This is a genomic window from Streptomyces sp. NPDC048751 (assembly GCF_043198595.1).
Taxonomy (GTDB): Bacteria; Actinomycetota; Actinomycetes; order Streptomycetales; family Streptomycetaceae; genus Streptomyces.
Genome location: NZ_JBICUX010000016.1, coordinates 101,439 through 124,623 on the forward strand (window position 1 = coordinate 101,439; position 23,185 = coordinate 124,623).

General features: G+C 73.0%; 17 protein-coding genes. 12 read left to right on the top strand and 5 right to left on the bottom strand.

All coding sequences use genetic code 11. The annotated features are described in order from the left end of the window. Window positions 1-107 precede the first annotated feature (107 nt). Complete coding sequence (locus ACGFNV_RS38280; RefSeq protein ID WP_393629156.1) at window positions 108-1,268, bottom strand: PP2C family protein-serine/threonine phosphatase; 1,161 nt, start codon at window positions 1,266-1,268, stop codon at window positions 108-110. Window positions 1,269-1,442: 174 nt separating this feature from the next. Between ACGFNV_RS38280 and ACGFNV_RS38285 the strand changes: the two genes are divergently transcribed. The 6 genes from ACGFNV_RS38285 (at window position 1,443) to ACGFNV_RS38310 (ending at window position 6,155) form a co-directional block, all read left to right on the top strand. Continuing rightward, the gene (locus tag ACGFNV_RS38285) at window positions 1,443-1,877 is read left to right on the top strand and encodes a MarR family winged helix-turn-helix transcriptional regulator (RefSeq protein ID WP_393629158.1); all 435 of its coding nucleotides are present in this window, start codon (window positions 1,443-1,445) and stop codon (window positions 1,875-1,877) included. A gap of 364 nt (window positions 1,878-2,241) precedes the next feature. After that, entirely contained in the window at window positions 2,242-2,421 is a 180-nt protein-coding gene (locus ACGFNV_RS38290) for a hypothetical protein (protein WP_393629159.1), read from the top strand. 11 nt (window positions 2,422-2,432) lie between these two features. Further along, window positions 2,433-3,128, top strand: a complete 696-nt coding sequence (locus ACGFNV_RS38295; protein ID WP_393629161.1) for a hypothetical protein — start codon at window positions 2,433-2,435, stop codon at window positions 3,126-3,128. After that, window positions 3,125-4,141, top strand: coding sequence for a DUF6895 family protein (locus ACGFNV_RS38300; RefSeq protein ID WP_393629163.1), 1,017 nt, complete (start codon window positions 3,125-3,127; stop codon window positions 4,139-4,141). Before ACGFNV_RS38295 ends, ACGFNV_RS38300 begins: the two co-directional genes overlap by 4 nt. Further along, the gene (locus tag ACGFNV_RS38305) at window positions 4,138-5,061 is read left to right on the top strand and encodes a DUF6895 family protein (protein ID WP_393629164.1); all 924 of its coding nucleotides are present in this window, start codon (window positions 4,138-4,140) and stop codon (window positions 5,059-5,061) included. The genes ACGFNV_RS38300 and ACGFNV_RS38305 overlap by 4 nt, the downstream gene beginning before the upstream one ends. After that, window positions 5,058-6,155 (top strand): serine hydrolase domain-containing protein, encoded by a 1,098-nt coding sequence (locus tag ACGFNV_RS38310; RefSeq protein ID WP_393629166.1) that lies wholly within the window; start codon window positions 5,058-5,060, stop codon window positions 6,153-6,155. The genes ACGFNV_RS38305 and ACGFNV_RS38310 overlap by 4 nt, the downstream gene beginning before the upstream one ends. Window positions 6,156-6,183: 28 nt before the next feature. Here the strand turns inward: ACGFNV_RS38310 and ACGFNV_RS38315 are convergent, their stop codons facing one another. From ACGFNV_RS38315 to ACGFNV_RS38325, 3 genes are all read right to left on the bottom strand, one after another. Next, the gene (locus ACGFNV_RS38315; protein ID WP_393629167.1) at window positions 6,184-7,560 is read right to left on the bottom strand and encodes an alpha-lytic protease prodomain-containing protein; all 1,377 of its coding nucleotides are present in this window, start codon (window positions 7,558-7,560) and stop codon (window positions 6,184-6,186) included. A 400-nt stretch (window positions 7,561-7,960) separates the two neighbouring features. After that, complete coding sequence (locus tag ACGFNV_RS38320; RefSeq protein ID WP_393629169.1) at window positions 7,961-9,643, bottom strand: alkaline phosphatase D family protein; 1,683 nt, start codon at window positions 9,641-9,643, stop codon at window positions 7,961-7,963. Between the two features lie 126 nt (window positions 9,644-9,769). Further along, the gene (locus ACGFNV_RS38325; RefSeq protein WP_393629317.1) at window positions 9,770-10,234 is read right to left on the bottom strand and encodes an SPW repeat protein; all 465 of its coding nucleotides are present in this window, start codon (window positions 10,232-10,234) and stop codon (window positions 9,770-9,772) included. A 327-nt stretch (window positions 10,235-10,561) separates the two neighbouring features. On the opposite strand from ACGFNV_RS38325, the gene ACGFNV_RS38330 reads away from it, so the two are divergent. The 6 genes from ACGFNV_RS38330 (at window position 10,562) to ACGFNV_RS38355 (ending at window position 21,144) form a co-directional block, all read left to right on the top strand. Continuing rightward, window positions 10,562-12,136, top strand: a complete 1,575-nt coding sequence (locus tag ACGFNV_RS38330) for an acyl-CoA carboxylase subunit beta (protein WP_393629319.1) — start codon at window positions 10,562-10,564, stop codon at window positions 12,134-12,136. Between the two features lie 54 nt (window positions 12,137-12,190). After that, window positions 12,191-13,954: a fatty acyl-AMP ligase gene (locus ACGFNV_RS38335; protein ID WP_393629171.1), complete on the top strand. Its 1,764-nt coding sequence runs from the start codon at window positions 12,191-12,193 to the stop codon at window positions 13,952-13,954. Beyond that, on the top strand, window positions 13,951-17,985 hold the full coding sequence (locus ACGFNV_RS38340) for an acyltransferase domain-containing protein (protein ID WP_393629173.1): 4,035 nt from the start codon (window positions 13,951-13,953) through the stop codon (window positions 17,983-17,985). The genes ACGFNV_RS38335 and ACGFNV_RS38340 overlap by 4 nt, the downstream gene beginning before the upstream one ends. A gap of 46 nt (window positions 17,986-18,031) precedes the next feature. Next, window positions 18,032-18,979 carry an alpha/beta hydrolase gene (locus ACGFNV_RS38345; RefSeq protein WP_393629174.1) on the top strand — a complete coding sequence of 316 codons (948 nt, stop codon included), beginning with the start codon at window positions 18,032-18,034 and terminating at the stop codon, window positions 18,977-18,979. Window positions 18,980-19,101: 122 nt separating this feature from the next. Beyond that, window positions 19,102-20,322 carry a PucR family transcriptional regulator gene (locus tag ACGFNV_RS38350; RefSeq protein WP_393629176.1) on the top strand — a complete coding sequence of 407 codons (1,221 nt, stop codon included), beginning with the start codon at window positions 19,102-19,104 and terminating at the stop codon, window positions 20,320-20,322. 180 nt (window positions 20,323-20,502) lie between these two features. After that, complete coding sequence (locus tag ACGFNV_RS38355) at window positions 20,503-21,144, top strand: cutinase family protein (RefSeq protein WP_393629178.1); 642 nt, start codon at window positions 20,503-20,505, stop codon at window positions 21,142-21,144. 63 nt (window positions 21,145-21,207) lie between these two features. Here ACGFNV_RS38355 and ACGFNV_RS38360 read toward each other — a convergent pair whose 3' ends face one another. Continuing rightward, window positions 21,208-22,944, bottom strand: coding sequence for a hypothetical protein (locus tag ACGFNV_RS38360; protein WP_393629320.1), 1,737 nt, complete (start codon window positions 22,942-22,944; stop codon window positions 21,208-21,210). Between the last annotated feature and the right edge of the window lie 241 nt (window positions 22,945-23,185).

A 23,185-nucleotide genomic window follows, 5' to 3' on the forward strand; every position in this document is an offset into this window, starting at 1 on the left:
TATGACAAACATTAATGCCCGGGCTCCTGGGCGAACAACACGTGCTCGTCGGCCCTGAGCAGAGTTTTGCGATCGCTCCCGGGCGGGCTCGCGCGATCACGGTCAGGTCATCGTCCGTGCCAGTCGAGACACACCACCAGGGCGTCGTCGTCCGGCGTGGATCTGCCCCGGTGACCGGTGAGTTCCCGCAGGATGGCCCGTGGAACCTCGGCGGCGGGCAGCAGCCGGGTGGACGTGATCGCCCGGGTCAGGGCGTTGTCGCCGTAGGCCTCGCCGCCGGGTGAGGCTGCCGAGTAGACCCCGTCGCTGACGAACACGAGTCGGTCGCCCGGCTCGGCCTGGAACTCCTGTGCCACATAGTCGGTCTCCTCGAACATGCCCAACGGGAGTTGGGCCTCGAAGGTGACGCGTTCCACCGTGCCGTGCCGCAGCCGCAGAAGTTGCGGGGACCCGGCGTCCACGACCCGGGCCCGTCCCGTCGCGAGCTCGAAGTCGAGCATGAGGACGGAGAGGTAGCACCGGCCGCGGTAGTGGGCGTAGATCGCCTGGTCGGCCAGGGCGGCCTGGTCGGCGAGGGGGATGCCGGCCCGGCGGGCGTTGCGCAGCGCGTTGATGGCCAGGTTCGTCAGCAGGGAGGCCTCTATGCCCTCGCCCATGCCGTTGGTGACGTAGAGCGTGAGCCGGTCGGCCGTGGCCGACCAGTCGAAGTTGTCGCCGAAGATCGCGTACGCGGGCTCCAGTTGCGCGCCGAGTTCGTACTCGGCGCGGGCGCTGGAGCGGCCCGGCAGCAGTTGCCACTGCATCTCGGCGGCCAGCGTGAGCCGCTCCTTGCGCCGCGCCTGCAGATACACGTCGGTGTCGCGCTCGGCCACGAGCACCTCGTGGCCGAGCACCTGCGCGATCTGTGCCAGTTCGTCCAGGTGCTCGCGCAGTTCGCGCTCGCCGGGCAGCGTCACCGACAGCACGCCCAGCCGGTCGCCGCGCACACTGACGGGCAGGTGTGCGCGCACCCTGCCGTCCCGCAGGGTCTCCACGAACGGCTCCTGCGCGCCGAAGGCCCGGCCGGCCGGGCTGCTGTGCACGGACACCGACTCCAGCGCGTGCGGTGGCACCGACACCGGTTGCAGCACCGTCAGACCGTAGTCGGCCAGGTACAACTCGACGGAGTCCGCCGTGTACTGCTCGACCAGTACACGACGGACGGCGCCGAGCAACTCATGGGGGGCCGCTGTACGCAGGGCACGCTCAGCGGCAACGAATCTCTTCACGATGGGAGAAACACCAATCCTTCGCCGGACACCTACGGGCTCGCTCACAAGACCGGCCTTCTCGCCGTCTCCGTCGGCTCGCGCGCCTAGTACGCTGGCGAGCGTCCCAGTGCCTGCGAGAATGTGACAGTGACTACCTTCCGCCCCCGCCCGGAGCCAGACGAGGTCGCGCGTGTGACCTCCACCGCCGCGGAGCTGCTGGAAGTCCTGTGGGGCCGGGCCTCGACCGCGCCCGCGTCCGCGTCCCAGCTGCGCGTACTGCTGATCCTGGAGCACCACGAGGGCATCAACCTGCGCACCCTCGCCGACTCCCTGGCCTCCACGCCTCCCTCGACCAGTCGGCTGTGCGACCGGTTGCAGGCGGCCGGGTTCGTGGAGCGGGTGGTGGGGCCGAGCGACCGACGCGAGGTGCGCCTGCACCTGAGCGGCCGGGGCCGTTCCTTCCTCGCCGACCTGCGGGTGCGCAGGGAGTCGGCGGTGCGGTCGGTACTGGAGCAGATGCCCGCCGCCAAGCGGACCGCGCTGCTGCAGGGGCTGGAGGCGTTTGTCGACGTGGCGGCGGCGCGGATACACGACGAGGACCACGATTCCGGCAGCAGGACGGCCTGAGCCGGTCGTCGCGGCGCGGGGTTCGCGGACGCCTGTCGGCGTCGGCGGCCCGAGCACGGAGTGGCGTCCGTCCACCGGAACATACCTGCTCCTTCCCCGTGCACGTCCGTCACGGTTACTTTGTTGCCTCGTGACCATAGTTGTCAAACGGCAACTGTCTGTCTTGTGAGCGACTGTTTCAGAACCCGGGTACCCCGAGCGGCCGCAACCCTGTATCGACTGTGGTGGACGTCTCGCCCAGTACAGGCGAGGCCTATTGAAGATGTAACTTATGTCCATTTTGGTGGAGTTGCGCATTTTCTTCAGATTCGATGAACTGCAGGAAGGAGGATTACTGACCTACACCCCAGAAGGAGTTGGTGGTATGTCTTCCACCGAGCACGTGGCCGAAGAGCTCACCCACGTCGACATCGAGGCGGCGCTCGACCCCGCCGAACCCGAGGGTGCCTTCCGCGACAGCAGGGAATGTGCCGCACTGGCGATCGTCGCAGGCGGCGGCGCCGCGCTGCTCTCCCCGCCGACCCCGCGCCCGAAGAAGGGCTGAGGCACACACAAATGGAGCAGTCAGGCACTTCGCCCCTCTTGCTGGGCACGGTGCAGGACCTCGCTTCCGGCGTGGTCTCCGCCCTTCGTGGCGGGGACCACGCCCGAGCGGCGGCCCTCACGGCGGTGGACGGCGGTGCGCAAAGCCTCCTCGTCGCGGCCGTACGGGTGCTGGGAGCCGACCTGCTCCTGCCGAACGTCCTGTCCACCACCCCGCCCGACGACACGGACCTCACCCTGTTCACCAGGGCCGTGGAGGCCTACCCGCCCCGGGCCGACGCCGCACCCGCCATCGTGTGGAGCCACTGGGCCATGCACCGGACGCTGCGGCGCCTCGACGCGCCCTTTCCCGGCCGACCCGCCGAGGAGCCTGACGCCTCCTGGCTGTTCGAGGCGGACTGGCGGTTCCTGACGCACCAGCTCGCGGTGCTGGCCGCGCTCGCCCTGCCCGAGGAGGACTCCCCCGTCGTCCGCGTGGCCAGGAGCCGGCCGCTCGACGTGGCCCGCGGCTTCGTCCGGGCGGTACGCCGCAGGGACTGGCAGCAGGCGGCCGGAGCCGGACGCTGGCTCACCCTGCTGCCCGGTGTGCCCGACACCCTGGGGCTGGAGACGGGCCTCGACTTCGTACAGCTGATGGGCGGCGACGACCCCCGCGTCGCACTCCAGGTGGAGGCGGCACGCCTGATGCGGGCAGGAGCGCTCGTGTGACGGCGGCGTACGTCCGAGAGGTCCGGCAGGTGGAGGAAACGGCCCTCTCCTGGGTCGCCGCCCACCGCGACGACTTCGCCCTCGGCGACGACGCGCTGGCTGCGGACGGCCATGTGAACGGCAGTTGGAAGCCCCTGGGAGAACTCACCCGGGTGTGTGCGAGCGTCGTGCGCCACACCGGTCGGACCGACCCGCTGCACGCGTGCGCCTCCGACCTGCTGACTTTCGCCTGGCGGCAGACCCGTCAGGGCGAGTGGTTCGTCCGTTTGCAGCGGTGCGAGCCCTTCGCCACGTATCCGCTGGAGGTGTACGCCGCCTTCGCCGCCGTGGGGCTGCGGCACACCGGCTACGAGGCGGCCACCGCCACCGTGGCCCGCACCCGTGGCTGGCGGCTCACCGAACAGCAGCCGACCCGGCGCCTCGGCGTGCTCCACGCCGAGCAGAGCAGCGGCATCCGCGCGCAGGACGGGAACTCCCCCGCGCTGAGACGTACCTGGCTGGGCGGGCTGCCGGAGCCGTGGACCTTCGAGCGGCCCTCCGGCTACGCGCTCACACACGTGGTGTTCCACCTCACCGACTGGGGCCGCGCCACGGACGGCGTACCGGCGGACATGGCGGCCTATCTCACGGACTGGTTGCCGCCCTGGCTCGACACCTGTCTCGACGCCGGGATGTGGGACCTGAGCTGTGAACTGCTGGCCGTGGCGGCGAGCCTGCCCGGCCCGCCCGAACCGGCCGCGCTGCGGGACGCCTGGGGACGTGTCGCGGCGGCCCAGCACGCCACGGGGGCGCTCCCGGAGGAGAGAGGGGCCGCGGGCGACGACGTCCGGGCGGACTTCACCCACTGCTATCACTCCACGTTGATGGCCGCGTTCGCGGCGGCGCTGACACTCGGCCGCGTCGACGGGAAGGGCGCACGGGGCGCGGGACGGCCGCGTACACGGGACTCACGGATGCGGTACGGCGCACCGGACACCCGGATGCCGTACGACGGACAAGGAGCGCTCGGATGACCGACACCCGACTCATCCACACCGTCGGTGTCCACGCCCTGGAGTGGCTGTGGTCCCATCGCGACGGATTCCGTCTGGAGCCGGACGTCGATCCCGAAGTGGGATTCCTCGAGCGCTTCAAACCGATCGGCGAGCTGGCCCTGATCTGCAAGGTGTTGTTCCGCGAGGGGGTGGCGGGGGCCCGGCAGGCCCAGCTGGCGCGGCAACTGGTCGACCACGTGTGGCGGGAGACGCTGGACGGCGGCCGCATGCTGGTGCGCGGGCAGCGCACCGAGCCGCTCTCCCCCATTCCGTTCGAGGTGTACCTGCCGTTCCGGGAGCTGGGGTACAGCCAACCGGATCTGGAGCGGGCCGTGCTCCTGAACCACCGGATCGACAGTTGGTCGGCCCTGGAGGTGACACCCAACCGGCGGCTCGGCCTCTCCGCGTTCCAGCGCCGCTTCGGCCTGACCCCGAACCCGTCCGAGCCCGACGCGCTCGCCGGGACCTGGCTGGCGCGCACCCCCGAGCCCTGGACGGTGGAGGGGCACATCGGCTACGCCATCACGCACACCGTCTTCCATCTCACCGACTGGGGAGAGAACCCGGAAGGCCTGCCGCCCCGCATCGCCGACTACCTCGCCCTGTGGCTGCCGGTCTGGATCGACGACTGGCTGGATCTCCAGCGCTGGGACCTGCTCGGCGAACTGCTCGTCGTGGACGCCTGTCTGCCCCGGCCCACGCTCGACGGGCGGGCCTGGTCGGAATTCGCGGGCGCACAGCAGGCCGACGGCGCGATGCCCGCGGTGCACACGATGCCCGAGGGCGATCCCGGCGAGGTGTTCGACGTCGTCTACCACCCGACGCTGGTCGCCGCGTTCGCCTCCGTACTGGCCTCGTCCCGCGCCCTGACCGAGCTGGCGCACGCCGCGCCGTCATGACGGGCCGCCTGATGCCCTGGCCGGGCACCCTCGTGGACGACGCGCGCGCGTCCGACGGGCCGGCGACGGATGCGGCCCCGGAGGACGCGGCCCTGGGACCGCGGCTGGAGCGGGCCGTCGACGCCTGCGACGCGCCCGACGTCGTCTTCGCCGTCTCCCGGCGCGGTGGCCGCACCATCCGCTCCGGCGGCACCGCGCCGCCGCCACCGGTGCCCCGACCCGAACTGCGCTACGAGCTCGGATCCGCCTCGAAGACGTTCACCGGGCTGCTGCTGACCCGGCTGATCCAGCACGGTCGGCTGTCGGGGGGCGAGCCGGCCGTCGCCTGCCTCGCACCGGGCCGGGCCGCCGGACCGGCCCCGGTGACGTTGGCGCATCTCGTCACCCACACCGCCGGGCTGCCCTCGCTGCCGCGCGACTTCTTCGTCCGGGCACTGCCCGCCTGGCGTACCAATCCCTACGCCCGCTACCCCGCCCCGTACGTGATCGACGCCTTCCTGCGCCACCGTCCGCGGCACCGGCCCGGTACGCGCTGGCACTACTCCAACTTCGGCGTCGCGGTCCTCGGGCACGCCGTCGCAGCGGTCACCGCAACGGACTGGGACGAACTGGTGGCCGCGCAGGTCCTGCGCCCCCTCGCCCTGAGCGAGACCGGCCCCCGTCCCCTCGGCCACGGCGTGGACGCCGTGGGACACGGCAAGGACGGCCGCACGGCCGTTCCCGCCTTCGACGCCGGTGGCTTCCCGGCGGCGGGCGCCTTGCGCGCCACGCCTCGCGACCTGCTCACCTTCCTCGAAGCGCACCTCGACCCGCCACACGGGCCCCTCGCCGACGCGCTGCTGTCGGTGCGCACCCCCGTGCTGCGGCGGGGCCTGGGGCACCGGCATGTGCACACGGTCGCCTGGTTCCGCCACCCCACCGGTGGTGGGCCCATGTACTTCCACGGCGGGGCGACCATGGGTCAGCAGGCGTTCATCGGTTTCCGGCCGGACACCGGCACGGCTCTGGCGGCGCTGTGCACCCGCCGGTTCCGGGCCGGTGACCCGTTCGTGGCCACGGCCTACTCGCTCCTCGCGGAGGGCCTGGAGGAGTAGGCCGGGGAGCATGCCCTGAGCACGTCCGTCACACGCGCTGCCAGAGCGCCGGGGTGCCCTCGGGCGACCAGACGTCCTGCGCCTGGTGGGACTGCAGGCACTGGTAGCGGACGCCGGCGCGGACCACGGTGTCACCGACCCCGTAGACGCGGCCCGCGGTCCACGAGTCCTTCGGGTCGTTCGGTCCGGGTGTGGGAGTGCCCAGCCGGCCCGAAGCCGTCTTGAGGGTGAGGGCGAACTCGCCGAGCAGCGGGTTGATCGGCTGGTAGAACGTGGTGCCGCCGCTCGTGCAGTCGCCCGAACCGCCCGACGTGACGCCCTGCGCCTGCGCGCCCGCGAGGTAGGGGCCGCCGGAGTCCCCGGGTTCCGCGCACACCGTGGTGCGGGTCAGGCCGTCGACGGTGCCCTCGGCGTACCTGACGCTGGTGTCGTGCTGCTCGATCGTTCCGCAGTGCCATCCGGTGGTCGAGCCGGAGCGGCACACCGATGCCCCGACGAGCGCCTGCACCGAGCCGGCGACCTGCACCCTCTGCATGCCTTCGCCCCTGACGTCGGGTGTGGCCGTCCAGTCGCTGTTGACGGCCACCCAGGACATGTCCTTGCCGGGGAAGACGGACGCCTGGAAGGTGCCCTGGTCGGCCATGTCGTAGCCCGTGGTCCTGGCGCCGGCCCTGCCGCAGTGGCCCGCACTGGCGAAGCCCTGCTGCAGGTCCTTGGTGACGGAGAAGCCCACGGAACAGCGGGCGGTGCCGTTGATGTAGTAGGGGTCGCCGCCGACGATGTCCGCCATCAGGCGCGGGCGGTCCGCCGAGACCCGTACGGCCACACCCCGGCCCTCGACTCCGGCCGCCTTGATGAGGGCCGTCGCCGCCGACCGGTCCGTCGTCTGGACCACGACCCGGTTCCTGCGGACGTCGACGTACCACACCGGTGTGTCCTGGGCGTGGGTGCGGGTGGCCGCTGCGTCCAGCTTCTGCTTGAGGGACCGCAGGTCGCCCAGCGCCGTCTTGACGACCTTGGCCTTGGCGCCCTGGGCCCGGATGGTGGCGGCGTCGGCGGCGTCGGTGGTCGCGACGGTGAGGTCGACGGCGGTCGCGCCGGTCACCCAGGCCCCCGCGAAGCGCTTGCCCAGCGCGTTGTGGAGCCGGCCGGCGCGGGTTCCCGCCTCCGCCTCGTTGACCAGGCGTGCGGCCGCCTGCTCCGGCGTCAACCGCAGGTCCCGCTCCAGGGCGCGCAGCACCTGCTGGGACGGCCGGTCGGCCCCGAGGGTCTGGGCGGCGGAGGGCAGGGGACCGCGGGCGGGCGGCGGCTCGGCCGCGGCGGCGGGGTGGACTGCGGTGAGGGCGAGGGCGCTCAGGACGGTCAGGGCGGCACGGCGCCCACCGGCGGCAGGTCTGCCGAGCATACGGTGTCCTTCCTTCGAGGTGGACGAGACATGGCGAGGCCTTGCCCGAGCCGCCCTCCGAGATGCCGAAAGGCCGGGTTTTCGCGCTTTGGGGGACGCTCGGGGTGCCATGTGCAGTACACGAACGGATCCCGGGGACGTCGCTCGCGGCTCAGGGGTCCTTGCACTATGAGCGCCCGATGAGGTCGCGTGGTCTGGTGCCGTGCATCGCAAGGCGCCGGAGAGCCGCAGTAGCGGAGCTACTGGGGCTTTTCGGCAACGCGGCGGTGGGGGTCCCTCCCGCGCATGGGGGCCCCTCCCGCTCGAGCGAAGTCGAGAGTGGGGGAGAAGCCGAGCGTGGGGGAGCGGTGCCAGGCCGCGCGACCCGGGCGGGCATAGTGCAAGGACCCCTCAGGCGGCTTCAGGCCGGTTTCAGGCCCGGGGCGCCCGCCTCGGTGACGAAGGACCCGGCCGTGGCGAGGGCCGCGCCGGGCGTGGTGACGGCGGAGACGGTCTTGAAGTCGGCCCGGGCCGCCTGGCGTCCCAGTTCGACCCGCAGGTATCCGCGCCGGCCGTTGTAGAACTTCAGGTGGGGGTTGGCCGTCATGTACCGCTCCCAGTTGGCGGGCTTTTCGGCGCCGTCCTTGCCGCTGGAGACCGAGGTGGCGGTGAGTTCCGTCCCGAGGGTCCTGGACGCCGGGTCGTCGAAGTCGTCCTTGATGTCGAAGGCGTAGCCCACGTGGACGTCGCCGGTGAGGACGAGCCAGTTGGCGACGCCCGCCGCCTTCGCGCCGGCGACGACGCGGTCGCGTGAGGCGCGGTAGCCGTCCCAGGCGTCCATGGAGACCCTGGACGGCTCGGTCAGGTCGAACTTGCGCTGGGAGAAGCACACCTGCTGCGGCATCACGTTCCACAGGGCCGTCGAGGCCCGCCAGCCGTCGATCAGCCAGCGTTCCTGGTCGGCTCCGGTGAGGGTGCGTGCCGGGTCGTCGGACTCGGGGCCCGGCGCGTGGGGCTTGTCGGCGTAGGCCTGGTCGGAGCGGTACTGGCGGGTGTCGAGGACGTCGAACTGGGCGAGCGTGCCCCACGTCAGGCGGCGGTACAGGCGCATGTCGGGGCCCTGTGGCAGTTGCGCGGCGCGCAGCGGCTGGTTCTCCCAGTACGCGCGGTAGGCGGCAGCGCGCCGTGCCAGGAACTGCTCCGGCGGGGTGTCGCTCTCGGAGACGCTCCCGGCGTAGTTGTTCTCGGTCTCGTGGTCGTCCCAGGTGACGACGAAGGGGTGGGCGGCGTGGGCGGCGCGCAGGTCGGGGTCGCTCTTGTAGAGGGCGTAGCGCAGCCGGTAGTCGGCGAGGGTCATGGTCTCGCGGTCGAAGATGTCGGGGAGTTGGGCGGCTGCGGTGTAGCCGCGCTCTCCTCCGGCCGCGTTCACGGGGTACTCGTACAGGTAGTCGCCGAGGTGGAGGACGAGGTCGACGTCGTCCTGCGCGAGGTGGCGGTAGGCGGTGTAGTAGCCGTCGTGGTAGGCCTGGCAGGCGACGGCCGCGAGCCGGAGCGTCGAGGCGTCGAGGCCCGGTTGTGGTGCGGTGCGGGTGCGGCCCGTGGGGCTGATCCAGGCGCCGGCCCTGAAGCGGTAGTGGTAGACGGTGCCGGGCAGCAGGCCCTTGACGTCGACGTGCACGCTGTGGCCGTACTCGGCGTGGGCGAGGGCGGTGCCCTGCTGCACCACGATGCCGAAGTGTTCGTCCAGGGCCACCTCCCACTGGACGGCCACGCGCTGCTCGCCGAGTCCGCCGTCGGGTTCGAACGGGGCGGGGGCCAGTCGTGTCCACAGCACCACGGAGTCCGGGAGGGGGTCCCCGGAGGCGACTCCGAGGGTGAACGGGTCGTCGGAGATGCGGGCCGCGTCCAGTTCGGGGGCGGCGGGCGCGCCCCGGGCCGGCCGGTTGGTGGTGAAGGCGAGGGCCGTGGCCGCCGCGGCGACGGTGAGGAAGCGGCGGCGGTCGACGTACCGGGCGGCGGCACGCAGGACGGTGTCGTGCGGGGAGAAGGGGTGCTGGCCCGGCAGGCGGTGACGGCCCGTTCGCACTGGCTGACGTCCTCTCATACGGGGGCGGCGGACCCCGCATGGTAATCAGACAAAATGCCCGAAATGACGGAGGACGTGCGGTGCGGTCACACAAGAGGCGGCGCGCCGTTCGACGCGCCGCCTGATGTCATGTCAGGTGGGGGCTCACCTCCGGCCCATTCCGTACCGTCCCGCCCCGCCGTAGCCGGCCGCGGACGACCGCTCCGCCCGGGCGCCTACGCTCGCGGCCATGCCGAGCAGCAGGGCCACGGCACCGACGATGACATTGCTGACGACGCTCCTGGTGGTGCTGACGTCGCCCGCGATGCACCAAGGCGCGATGATGGTCCACACGCCGAGCGCACAGGCGGCCCACGCCATGCTGTGGGTCCGCTCGTAAGCACGGCCGAAGCCGCCGCTCATCAGCAGTGCGTAGGCGATGCCGACGATCAGGTTGTTGACCGCCAGCGTGGACAGGTTGTTGAACCCCGCGATCCACGGCGAGGCCGCCAGATAGAGACCCGTGAGGAAGGCGAGGGTCTCGACCCCCTGGGCCATCGGCGTGGTCATGGCTCGCTCCGCCATCTCGTGGCGGTTGCGCATGGCGACTATGTCGGGATGGGTCTCCATGTCCGGGCTGGGAGATGTTGCCACTCCCATCACCTCCGGAAGTTGTTGCAGGTTGTACGTGCGCCCCCGAGTACCCCCGCTGCAGGGATAAACCACGCATAAAGGCGGCGCGCTCCCCTCGATCCCCCAAGGGGGTGTCACACTCCGTGCCCGACCGGTCGGCGTCCCGTGAGCGTCGGCGGCCGTCTCCTCGCTGTCCTGTCATGTCCGTTGTCACCCTGGGACGAAGCTCCGTCCCGGAGGACTCACCTCCCGCAAACAGAGCCGCGATCGGCCCGGTTTCCGTCCCGCTCGCTGCCATATTCGAAAACCACTTCGGAGGTGGCTGTGACGCGAGAGGCGACAACATCCCAGGCGAGGGACACGGCGACGCACGAGCCCGACCGCACCGCCGAACGCATCGCCGACCTGGAACGCCGCAGGTCGGGGGCGAAGGCCCCGGGTGGCACGAGAAGACGGGGGGAGTTCGGCGCACGGGAGCGGATCGAGCGGCTGCTGGACGCGGGCTCCTTCGCCGAGACCGGACTGTTCGTACGGGCCCGGTCCCTGGGGGACGGTGCCCGTCGTCCGTACGGGGACGGGGTCGTCACCGGGCACGGCACGGTCGACGGGCGTCCGGTGTGCGTGTTCGCGCAGGACTCCGCCGTCTTCGGCGGCAGCATGGGCGAGGCCTTCGGGGAGAAGACGATCGCCCTGATGGACCTCGCCCTGAAGACCGGCTGTCCGGTCATCGGGCTGAACGACGGCGGCGGCGCCCGTATCCAGGAGGGCGTCGCCTCGCTCGCCCTGTACGCCGAGCTGGTACGCCGCAACGTACAGGCGTCCGGGGTGATCCCGCAGATCTCCGTCGTCCTGGGGCCGTGCGCGGGCGGTGCCGCCTACTCGCCCGCCATCACCGACTTCACGGTCATGGTGGACGGCGCCTCACACATGTTCGTCACCGGCCCCGACGTCATCGAGGCCGTCACCGGGGAGCGCACCACCGCCGAGGAACTGGGCGGCGCCCGCACCAGCAACGCCGTCAACGGCAACGCCCACTTCCTCGCCGCCGACGAGGAGGACGCCCTCGACACCGTGCGCGACCTGCTCGCCTATCTGCCGGGCAACAACCTCGAACCGCCTCCGGAGTACGCGCCCGGGTCGGCGCCCGCCGGGGACCTGCTCGACGCGGTCGTGCCGGACCGGGTCGGGCAGGCCTACGACATGCGGGACATCCTGAGCGCGGTCGTCGACGACGGCGAACTGCTGCAGGTGCAGGAGCTCTTCGCGCCGAACATCATCTGCGCCCTGGCCCGCGTCGAGGGCCGGTCCGTCGGTGTCGTCGCCAACCAGCCGCTGTGTTCCGCGGGCGTCCTCGACATCGACGCCTCCGAGAAGGCCGCGCGCTTCGTACGGTTCTGCGACGCGTTCGGCATCCCGCTGCTGACCTTCGCCGACGTCCCCGGCTACCTCTCCGGCGTCCGCCAGGAGCAGGCCGGCATCATCCGGCGCGGGGCGAAGCTGCTGTACGCCTACGCCGAGGCGACCGTCCCGAAGGTGACCGTGGTGGTGCGCAAGGCGTACGGCGGCGGATACGCGGTGATGGGCTCCAAGCACCTGGGCGCCGACATCAACCTGGCCTGGCCCACCGCCCGTATCGCCGTCATGGGCGCCGAGGGCGCGGTGGGGGTCCTGCACCGGCGTGAGCTGGCTGCCGCCGCCGACCCCGAGGCGCTGCGCGCCCGCCTCGTCGCCACGTACGAGAGCACCTACGGCACCCCCTACATCGCCGCCGAGCGCGGCTACGTCGACGATGTCATCGCCCCCCGAGACACCCGGGCCCACGTCTGCCGCGCCCTGCGCGCGCTGCGCGGCAAACGCGCGCCGATGCCGCAGCGCAGGCACGGCAACATCCCGCTCTGACCCCTGTGACCAGCCCCTGTTCGTCATCCCCGCGACGTGAGGAGCCACGCCCCCATGGACAGCCGCCGCCCCCCGCTCGCGCCCCCCTGCCGGACCCTGCCGGAGTATGTGCGGCACTGGGCCGAGACCACCCCCGACCGGAGGGCGTTCACCTACGTCGACCACCCCGACCCGGATTCGCGCGGCGTCCACCGCACCCTGACCTGGCGCCGCCTGGAGCTGCGGGTGCGGGCGGTGGCCGCCCGGCTCGCCGCGGACGCGGAGCCCGGGGACCGGGTGGCGCTGCTGTGTCCGCAGGGCACGGAGTACGTCACCGCGTTCCTGGCGTCCCTGTCCGCCGGCCTCGTCGCCGTACCGCTGTACCCGCCGGGCCTGCCGGGACACGCCGACCGGCTCGCGGGCGTGCTGGCCGACGCGGCTCCCTCGGTGGTCGTGACGACGAGCGCGGCCCTGGAGGAGGTGCGCGGCTTCTGCGACGAGCGGCGGGTGCGGATCGTCGCCGTGGACCAGGTGCCCGACGAGGCCGCCGGGGACTGGCGGCCGGTCGAACCCGACGCGGGCGCGACCGCATACCTCCAGTACACCTCCGGCTCGACCCGGGCCCCGGCGGGCGTGGAGATCACCCACGCCAACGTCGTCGCCAACGCCCGGCAGGCGCTGACCGCCTACGGCGCCGACGAGGACCCGGTGACCTGCGTGGGCTGGCTGCCGCTCTACCACGACATGGGGCTCGTCCTGAGCGTCGCCGCGCCCGTCGTGCGCGGGCTGCTGTCGGTGCTCATGGACCCGGCCGCGTTCCTGCGGCAGCCCGTGCGCTGGCTCCGGCTGCTGGCCGCGCACCCGCGCGCGGTGAGCGCCGCGCCCAACTTCGCGTACGACTACTGCGTCGCGGCCGTCGCCGAGGGCCAGAAGGCCGGCCTGCGGCTGGGCGGGGTCACCGCGCTGATCAACGGCAGCGAGCCGGTCCGCCCCGCCACGGCCGACCGCTTCCACGCCGCCTTCGCCGCCCAGGGCCTCCCGGCGGAGAGCCACTGCCCCTCGTACGGACTCGCGGAGGCCACCGTCTTCGTCAGCGCCGCCCGCCCCGGGGAGCCCTTGCGCCGCTTCGCCCTGGACCGGGACGCCCTCGCCACCGGCAAGGCACTGCCCGCCCGGCCGGACGACCCCACGGCGGTCCTCCTGGCGGGCTGCGGCACCCCGGCGGGTCAGCGGGTCCGCATCGCCGACCCCGTGACCGGCGTCGTCCTGTCCGAGGGGGAGGTCGGTGAGATCCAGGTGCGGGGACCCAACGTCGGACGCGGCTACTGGAACCGCGACGAGCACACGCGGCGCGTCTTCGCCGCCGATACGGCCGAGGGTGGCCGCTGGCTGCGCACCGGCGACCTGGGGACCGTGCTGGACGGGCAGCTGCTCGTCACGGGCCGCCTCAAGGACCTGATCATCGTCGACGGGCGCAACCACTACCCGCAGGACGTCGAGGCCACCGCGCAGGAGGCGCATCCCGCCGTGCGCCGGGACCGGCTCGCCGCGTTCGCCGTGCCCGGCGGGGCGGGTGAGCAGGGTGAGCGGGTGGTCGTGGTGGCCGAGCACGCGCGGACCACGAGCCTCGCCGAGATCGACGTACCGGCCCTGGTGCGTGGCGTGCGGGCGGCCGTCTCCGCCCGGCACGGACTGCGGCTGGCCGACGTCGTGCTCGTGTCGCCGGGCACCGTGCCCCGTACCTCCAGCGGCAAGGTGTCGCGGGCGCTGACCCGTGAGCGGTACCTGGAGGGCGCGTACGAGGGTCGAGCGGCGGGCGTACCCGGGGTCGTGGCATGAAGGCCGCCGACGAGGGCACCCTGCGTCGCCTGATCACCGGGCGGGTGGCCGCGTGGAACGGCACGGATCCCGGGGACGTTCCGACGGACCGACCGCTCGCGGACCTCGGCATGGCCTCGCGCGACGCGGTCGCCCTGGCCGGGGAACTCTCCCTCGCCCTGGGCCGTGAACTGCCGTCGACGCTGCTGTGGGAGACGCCCACGGTCGAAGCGCTGGTGACACGTCTGGCCGGTGCGCCGGAGGAGGCCGAGCCCGTAGCGGTGAGGGCCCGTCCGGCGCCGCAGTCCGGTGAGCCGGTCGCCGTCATCGGGATCGGCTGCCGGCTGCCCGGCGGTGTGCACGGTCCCGCCGACTACTGGCGGCTGCTGACCGAGGGTGTCGACGCGATCCGGCGGGTCCCCGAGGACCGGTGGCGGGACTTCACCGCGTTCCCGCCCGCCGACGCCCTGCCGTACGGCGGCTACCTCGACGACGTCGCCGGGTTCGACGCGGACTTCTTCCGCGTCAGTCCCCGCGAGGCCATGGTGATGGACCCGCAGCAGCGCCTGCTCCTGGAGGTCGTCCAGGAGACCCTCGACCACGCCGCCGTGCCCGCCGCGTCCCTCGCCGGGACGGCCACCGGCGTCTTCGTGGGCATCTCCGCCCCGGAGTACGGGCAGCTCACCGGCGCTGACCCGGGCGCCGTCGATCCCTGGGCACCGGCGGGCGGGGCGCTGAGCGTCGCCGCGGGCCGGCTGGCGTACGTGCTCGACACACAGGGCCCGAGCATGGCCGTCGACACCGCGTGCTCCTCGTCGCTGGTGGCCGTGCACCAGGCCTGTCTCAGTCTGCGCTCGGGTGAGAGCGACACGGCGATCGCGGCCGGGGTCAACCTGCTGCTCTCCCCCACCGTCACCGTCGCGTTCCGCCGTGCGGGCGCGCTCGCGCCGGACGGGCGGTGCAAGCCGTTCTCGGCGGCGGCCGACGGGATCGGCCGCGGCGAGGGATGCGCGGCCGTGCTGCTCAAGCGGCTGTCCGACGCCGAGCGGGACGGCGACCGTGTCCTCGCCGTCATCCGTGCCACCGCCGTCAACTCCGACGGCCGCTCCAACGGACTCCTGGCCCCCAACCCGACCGCCCAGCAAGCCCTGTTGGAGACCGCCTACGCCCGGGCCGGGCTCACCCCGGCGCACGTGGACCACGTCGAGGCGCACGGCACCGGCACCCCGCTCGGCGACCCGATCGAGGCGGGCGCCCTCGCCACCGTCCTCGGCCGGGGCCGCGACCCCGACCAGCCCCTGCTGCTCGGCTCCGTCAAGGGCAACCTGGGCCATCTGGAGTCCGCCGCGGGCATCGCCGGCCTGGTGAAGACGGTGCTCGCCCTCCACCACGACCTGATTCCGCCGTCCCTGCACTGCGCGGACGGCAGCTCCCTAGGGGACACCCCCCTGCGGGTGGTGACCGAACCCGAGCCGTGGCCGCGCTACGGCGGCACGGCAACCGCCGGGGTCTCCGGTTTCGGCTTCGGCGGCACCAACGCCCATGCCGTACTGGAGGAATGGCAGCCCCCCGCCCTCCCGCCGCACTCGCCCGACGAACCCGGCGCCCGCCTCCATCTCCTCTCCGACACCGATGCCGACCGCCTGCGCGACACCGCGGCCCGGCTCGCCGACTGGCTCCGCACACCCGAGGGGACCGCCGCGCACCCCGCCGACGTGGCGCGTACGCTCGCCGGGCGCACCGGCCGGGGATCGGTGCGGGCCGCCGTCGTCGCCCGGGACGGAGGCGAACTCGCCGACGCGCTGGGCGCGTTGGCGGCGGGCCGAGCCGACCCGCGGGTCGTGACCGGCGAGCGCGATCGAGCCGGGCGCGGGCCGGTGTGGGTCTTCTCCGGGTACGGCAGCCAGTGGGTCGGCATGGGCCGGCGACTGCTGGCCGAGGAACCCGCCTTCGCGGCGGCCGTGGAGAAGCTCGACGCGCAACTGGCCCCGGAGTGCGGGCTGTCGCTCCACGACCACCTGGCGACCGGGGACGAGCTCGATCGCCTGGAGGTCTCCCAGCCCGTCCTGTTCGGTGTCCAGGTGGCGCTCGCCGAGCTGTGGCGCTCGCACGGTGTCGAGCCCGCCGCCGTGATCGGCCACTCCATGGGCGAGGTCGCCGCCGCCGTGTGCGCGGGCGCGCTGGAGGTCCCGGACGCGGCGCGCGTCATCGCCGTGCGGGCCCGGCTGCTGAGCGGGCTGCGGGGCGGGGCCATGGCGGTCGTCGACGTGGAGGACTCCGAACTGGGCGCCCTGGGGCGGGAGTTCCCCGACGTCCAGGTCGCCGTTCACTCCTCGCCCCGGCAGAAGGTCGTCACCGGCGAGGAGGAGGCGGTGGCCCGGCTCGTGCGCCGGCTGGAGGAGCGGGGGCGGGCCGCGCGGGCCATGCGGGTCGTCGGGGCCGGGCACTCGCCCCAGGTCGACGCGCTGCTGCCGGAACTGACCGGGGCGTTGTCCGACGTCCGGGGGCGGCGACCGCGCGTCCCCGTCTACTCCACCGTCCTCGACGACCCTCGCGGCGACTCCCTGTTCGACGCCGCGCACTGGGCCGCCAACCTACGGCGTCCGGTGCGCCTGGACCGGGCCCTCGCGGCGGCCGCCGCCGACGGCCACACCGCGTTCGTCGAGGTCTCGCCCCACCCGGTGCTGGCGGGGGCCGTGGCGGACACCGTGCCCGACGCGCTCTTCGTCGGCACCCTGCGGCGCGACGCCGACGATTCCGTCGCCTTCGCCGGGCGGTTGGGCACCCTGTACGCGGCGGGGCAGGAGCTGCCCCGGCCCTCCGGGCGGGTGATCGACCTGCCCGCGCCCCGGTGGCGGCACGTGCGGTACTGGTGGACGGACGGCCGGGCCACCTCCGCACCCACACCCGCACCCACACCCGCACCTGCGCCTGCGCCGTCCGCCGGTGACACCGCCGAGGGTGATTCCACCTCCGTCCTCGCCCGCCTCACCCACCACATGGCCGCCGTCACCGGCCACCCTCCTGCCCGCCTCACCGCCGGCACCGCACTCGCCGACCTCGGTCTGGACTCCCTCATGGCCGTTCGCATCCGCACCGCGGTGGAGCGCGAGTTCGGGATCGACGTACCCCTGCGCGATCTGCTCGGCGCCGCCACCGTCGAGGAGGCCGCCGCCCGGATCCAGCGGGCGCTCCCCGCGGCGACGCCCCTGCGCACGCTGTGCGCCACCGGTTCCGGCGCCCCGCTCTTCCTGGTGCACGCGGCGGGCGGACCCACCGACGTCTACCGGCCCCTCGTCGAGCGGCTCGGCGACGACCGGCCGGTGCACGGCCTGGAGCGGATCGAGGACGCCCGCACCGTGCCGGACAAGGCCCGCCGCTACGCCGAGATGATCACCGCCGTCCACCCCGAGGGGCCCTGTCTGGTGGGCGGTTGGTCCTTCGGCGGCTTCGTCGCCCAGGAGGTCGCGAGGCAACTGACCGAGGCCGGGCGGGAGGTGCGGTCGGTGGTGCTCATCGACTCCGTACGGCCCCTCCCCCAGCCCGGCCTGACGCCGGCCGACCGGATCCGCGCCCACTTCACGGGCTTCGCCCGGCATGTCGCCGCAACCTACGGTGTCCGGCTCGCGTTGCCGTACGACGAGCTGGTGGCGATGCGGGACGACGGCGACCGTATCGACACCGTACTGCGGGCCCTGCGCGAGGCCGCCGACGTGCCGCCCGCGGCGCTGGCGCACCAGCGCGCCTCCTACCTGGACCTGAGGATCGGGGAGGCCCACCGCCCGGGCCGCCACGAGGGCCCGGTGGTGCTGTACCGGGCCACCGAGCCCGCTCCGCACACGGTGCGCGACCCGGCGTACGAGCGGGACGACGAGACGCTCGGCTGGGACGAGGTGTGCCCGTGCCTGGAGGTCGTACCGGTGGCCGGGCACCACCTGTCCCTGCTGGACCCGCCGCACGTCGACGCGATCGCCGCCCATCTGCGGCAGGTCCTCGACGAGCGCAGCCGCCCGGAGCCGCCGACCGCCGCCGATGCCGCAGCGCGCCGATGACCCCCACCGACCCGCACCCCGCAGACCCGTCCCCCGAGGAGCCGCCATGTCCGACCGCACCACCGGCGTGTCCCGACGCGCCGTCACCAAAGCCGCCGCGGCCGCCGGCCTGGCCGCCCTGTTCGGCGCCGCGTCCGCCACCGCCCGCGCCGAAGCCGCCACCACCCGCCTCGGTCCACGTACCCTGGACGTGTCCGTCGCCTCCGCCGCGCTGGGCCGCAGCGCGCCGGTCAGGCTGATCCTCCCGACCGGCTTCGACTCGCAGCCCGGGCGGACCTACCCCGTGCTGTATCTGCTGCACGGCGCCCACGACGACTACACGTCCTGGACGCGAGAGACCGACATCGAGGCCTTCACCGCGGGCCGCGACCTGATCGTGGCGATGCCGGACGCGGGCCCCACCGGCATCCCCACCGCGTGGCGCAACGGCCCCGACTACGAGACGTTCCAGCTGAAGGAGGTCCCGGCGCTGCTGGCCCGCGGCTACCGGGCGTCCGGGGTCCAGGCCGTCGCCGGTGTCTCCACCGGCGGCTACGGGGCGATGGCGCACGCGGCCCGCCATCCGGGCATGTTCACCGCGGCGGCCTCGTACAGCGGCATCCTCGACACCACCGCACCCGGTGTGCCGAACATCCTGGACGCCATCGTGGCCCGGGAGAACCTCCTGCCGCTGTCCCTGTGGGGCAACCCGGTACTGAACCTCCTCACCTGGCGCGACTTCAACCCGCGCGCCCGCGCCGAGGGGCTGCGCGGCACGCCCCTGTACGTGTCCAGCGGCAGCGGGGTGGCCGGCGGCAGCGGCGACTGGTTCCCCGAGGCGCTGGAGAGCGCGCTGTGGCCCTCGGCCCACTTCTTCACCGACACGCTCGCGCTGATGCGCATCCCCGCCACCGTGCACTACTACACGGGAGGAGGACACAGCTGGACCTACTGGAAACGGGAGTTCACCGCGTCATGGCCGATGCTCGCCCGTGCGCTGGGGGTGCCGGAGTGATGTCGGTGCCGTCGGGGCACGGAACGGAGCGCAGGGGACGTCCGTCGAAGACGGGACTTCCCACTCGCCCGACGGGCACCGTCGCGTGGGCGAGCCGCTTCCGGTTGAAAGGAGTGTCCGCCGTGGCTGTCCCCACCCCGCACGGTGTCCCGGACGACCTCGGAGCCGCGCCGGTGCCGCCGGGCCTGGCCGAGCTGCTGCGCGCCGAACTCGAGGCCGTCGCCGACGAGGTGGAGGAGGAGGTCCGCAGACAGGTCCCCGAGTACGCACGGCCGGCCGGCGGTGTCTACGCCAAGCGCCTGCGATCCGCGGTGGTGCAGGCGCTGACGCTGTTCGTCGACCACATCGCCGACCCGCGCCGCCAGGCCGACGCGATCGCCGCCACGTACTACGAGCTGGGGCGCGGCGAGGCGCTGGAGGGCCGCAGCCTGGACGCACTGCAGTCAGCGCTGCGGGTCGGCGGGCTGCATGCCTGGCGGCGGCTGGGACGTACGGCCGAGGAGCTCGGGCTGGACTCCACGGTCATGGCCGCGCTGGGTGAACTGAGCATGCGGACGGTCCACGAGGTCGCGGAGGCCGCGGCGGCCGGATACGCGGAGGCCCAGCTGCGCAGTACGGACGAGTTGGAGCGTCGCCGAAAACGCCTGCTCGACCTGCTGCTGGAGGAGGGGCCGGTGCCCCTGGAGGCCGTGCAGGGGGTGGCGCACGGGGCCCGCTGGTCGGTGCCCCGGCAGGTGGCGGTCGTCGCGCTGGCGGCCACCGCGGACCAGCGGGGTGAGGACCGGCCGCTGGCCGCGGCGGGCGCGCTGGTGGACATGGAGTCGCGGCCGCCGCGCATGCTGGTGCCGGACCCGGACGGTTCCGGTCGCTTCGGCGGCCGGGCGTTCGCCCTCGCGCTGCGCGGCCGGCCGGCCGCGATCGGGCCGACGGTCGCCCTGACGGAGGCCGCGCAGTCGCTGCACTGGGCCACCCGGGCGCTCGGGCTGATGGGCCGGGGCATCCTGCCGCGGCAGGGGGTGGTGCGGTGCGCGGACCACCTCTCGACGCTGCTGCTGCACAGCGACGAACCGCTGCTCGGCCAGTTGCAGGCACGCGTCCTCGGCCCTCTCGACGGGGTCTCGGCGGGGCAGCGTCCCCGGCTCGCCGAGACGCTGCTGGCGTGGTTGCTCAGCGGCAGCAACGTGCCCGACGTGGCCGCCCGTCTGCACATCCACCCGCAGACGGTCCGTTACCGGCTGCGCCAGTTGGAGAAGCTGTTCGGCGACGCCCTGCACGATCCGGAGACACGTCTGGACCTCGTTCTCGCGTTGCGCGCGGAGGCGCTGCGGGGGCAGGACACGTAGGGAATTCATCGACGCACTCGCAGATCACGGCACTCGACAGCAGCACGGCACTCACCCCGCAACAAAAAGACGCGGCGTTTCTGAATTCCCGTTCATAACACCCCGTCAGGAAACGCGAATACGTTCGGGACCGTCCTTTTCCCCAGGCGCTGCACGCGCCCCACCCCACAAAGGATCCCCATGCGTATCCGCTTGTGCCTCGCCGCGCTCTCGCTGGTCGGCGGGGCCGGTCTCACCGCCCTCTCGGCGCCCGCCGCCTCGGCCGCCGCCTGCTCGGACATCGACGTCGTCGCAGCTCGGGGCACGTTCGAACCGGGCACGCTCGGCTTCATCGTCGGTGACCCGGTGTACTCCGCGCTGCAGAAGAAGGTGACGGGCAAGAGCCTGTCCAGCTACAAGGTGAACTATCCCGCGGACCTCTCCCTCACTTCGGCCGCGCAGGGCAACTCGGATCTGGTGAATCACGTCAAGAGCCAGGCCGCGGCATGCCCGAATCAGCGTTTCATTCTCGTCGGCTATTCGCAGGGCGCGAACGTCGTCGACAACTCGATAGGCATCAGCAGCGCCGGCGCGGTGGTCGGCAGTCCCATCGTGGCGACCATCCCCGCCGCGCTGGAGCCGAGGGTCTCCGCGGTGCTGCTGTTCGGCAACCCCATCCGGGCCCTCGGCAAGAGCGTCACCGGCGTCTACCAGAGCCGCACCCTCGACACCTGCGCGAAGGGCGACCCCATCTGCGAGAGCGGCGGGGGTGACGTGGGGGCGCACCTGAGCTACCGCGACGATGCCGACGCGGCGGCCTCCTTCGCCGCCGGCAAGGTCTGATCCGCACCGATCCGGCACACACAGGGGCCCGGGAGGATTCACCTCCCGGGCCCCTGTGTGCGACTACCGGGTGAACGCGGCCAGGTTGGTGGAGACCGGCTCGGGGCGCCCGTTGTTCTGCGCGGCCGCCGCGGTCAGCACGTCGAGGTGCTGGTAGCCGTCGGCGACCACGGGGTGCAGATCGGCCGGGACGCGGCCCGCGAGGAGCCCGTCACCCGCGAGGACCGTGAGCGTCGGGTTGGCCTTGAGCCCGTCGGGGTGGACGACGAGCCGCTTGACCTGCGGTGAGGTGGACAACTGGATGTCGGTGACCAGCTTGGTCGGGAAGTACTGCTCGGTGAAGTCCAGCGGCTGCTCCGCGAGGCTGCGCGCCAGTTCCTGGACGTCGGTGACCTCCTTGTCGGCGCCCGTGAACGGCGTGCCGTCGGCCGAGCGGTATCGGGGGTCGTCGGGGTCGCCGACCCGGTCGTAGTTGCGCCAGGTGTACAGCGGCCCGTGGGGCTGGTCCGGGATGGCCTTGTACGCGGTGCCGTACAGGCCGGGCTGCTGGGAGCCGCCGTTGGCGACGGGGAAGCTCTTGTCGACGATGGGGCCGCCGTCGAAGAAACCCACACTGCTCTGCAGGAACGCCAGAGGTACGGAGTTGTCGTCGAGCAGCGCCCCGAGCACGGCCGCGTTGGTGAGCCGGAAGTCCTTCACCGCGGGGGAGCCGGTGAGGAACGCGGCGGCGTCCTTGGAGAACAGGAAGCGGTTGGTGGCCTCGACGTTGACGTTGGAGGGCAGATAGCTGGGCAGGTCGGCCTCGGCGCTGGGGTTCCGTACGGCGCCCAGGCCCGCGATGCCCAGCAGGGTCATGGTCTCGGGGTTGAGCAGTACGGGCGCGGACAGGGTGCGCGACAGCACCCCGGTGTCAAGCCCGGCCTGCACCACGCCGTACCCGAGGCCGATGTCGGGCAGGTTGGTGTCGTCCGGGATGCTGCCGCTGAGGTCGGCCAGGGAGGTGGAGACGGTGGTGTCGAGGGCGAAGTAGCCGGCGCACTGCTGGTATCCGGCGTCCGCCGTGGTGGCACGGTTGCCGTCGAAGTCGGCGGCGGCGAAGTAACCGGTGATCACGCCGCCGAGGGAGTGCCCGCCGCACAGCACCTTCCGCTTGCGCAGGCCCTGGTCGGGCAGTTCGGCGGTGAGGAGGTCGTACTGGTCGCGGACGGTCTGCTCGATGCCGAGCTTCGCCATCCAGCCCAGTTCCCCGTTGCCGGCGTACCCGGCGAAGGTGCGACCGTCGACCTTCTTGCCCCGGTAGTAGTAGTCCACGGCCGTGTGCTGGTCGCCGGAGGCGATCCCGGTGCGGTCCTCCAGGCAGTTGGAGCGCCGGTCCAGGGCCCAGAACTCGATGTGCCGCCCCTGTTCGGCGGCGCGTGCCACGGTGTTGCGGGCGACGCTGTCGAAGGCCCCGGCCCCCTCCAGGATGCCGGGCTGGGCGACGAGGATCCGGTCGGCGTCGGCCGACGAGGCGGGGCCGTCGACGGAGCGGTAGCGCAGATACGAGAGCCAGTCGCAGGCCGCAGGACGGGCCCCGAACGAGGTCGGCAGCGGCACCTTCACCCGCACCACCGACTCGGTCACCTCGGTGACGGGGGACGTCGACACCACGGGGGTCTCGGTCCGCGCGTTCTGCCCCTGGGCCGCGGGCGCGGCGGCGGTGAGCGCACCCGCGGTCAGCAGGGCCGCCAGCACGGCGGCCACTCCTCGTCCTCTTCTCCCGTCGACCGGGCCGGTGCCGAACAGTCTGGTCCGATTCATCATGTCCATGGCCGGACGGTAGGACCGTGACGGGCCCGGGATCAGGCGGTACTCACAGGAACGCAGCTTCCCGGCGGGGCCTTGTCACCGGGCCACACGGCAGCCCGGCGGGGCGCGGACCGGCACCGTCCGGTCACGCTCGGCGATCGGCTGGTCGAAGCCCAGCGCACGCGGTACGCAAACGCCCACTGTCGGGCGTAACGTCCGGATATGTGCAAGGCGTGAGAGCGCGGCGAACACC

Coding starts and splice junctions, on each gene's coding strand:
- ACGFNV_RS38290 (WP_393629159.1), top strand. CDS start 2,242: ATGTCTTCCACCGAGCACGTGGCCGAAGAGCTCACCCACGTCGACATC.
- ACGFNV_RS38295 (WP_393629161.1), top strand. CDS start 2,433: ATGGAGCAGTCAGGCACTTCGCCCCTCTTGCTGGGCACGGTGCAGGAC.
- ACGFNV_RS38305 (WP_393629164.1), top strand. CDS start 4,138: ATGACCGACACCCGACTCATCCACACCGTCGGTGTCCACGCCCTGGAG.
- ACGFNV_RS38310 (WP_393629166.1), top strand. CDS start 5,058: ATGACGGGCCGCCTGATGCCCTGGCCGGGCACCCTCGTGGACGACGCG.
- ACGFNV_RS38315 (WP_393629167.1), bottom strand. CDS start 7,560: ATGCTCGGCAGACCTGCCGCCGGTGGGCGCCGTGCCGCCCTGACCGTC.
- ACGFNV_RS38320 (WP_393629169.1), bottom strand. CDS start 9,643: ATGAGAGGACGTCAGCCAGTGCGAACGGGCCGTCACCGCCTGCCGGGC.
- ACGFNV_RS38325 (WP_393629317.1), bottom strand. CDS start 10,234: ATGGAGACCCATCCCGACATAGTCGCCATGCGCAACCGCCACGAGATG.
- ACGFNV_RS38335 (WP_393629171.1), top strand. CDS start 12,191: ATGGACAGCCGCCGCCCCCCGCTCGCGCCCCCCTGCCGGACCCTGCCG.
- ACGFNV_RS38340 (WP_393629173.1), top strand. CDS start 13,951: ATGAAGGCCGCCGACGAGGGCACCCTGCGTCGCCTGATCACCGGGCGG.
- ACGFNV_RS38345 (WP_393629174.1), top strand. CDS start 18,032: ATGTCCGACCGCACCACCGGCGTGTCCCGACGCGCCGTCACCAAAGCC.
- ACGFNV_RS38355 (WP_393629178.1), top strand. CDS start 20,503: ATGCGTATCCGCTTGTGCCTCGCCGCGCTCTCGCTGGTCGGCGGGGCC.
- ACGFNV_RS38360 (WP_393629320.1), bottom strand. CDS start 22,944: ATGAATCGGACCAGACTGTTCGGCACCGGCCCGGTCGACGGGAGAAGA.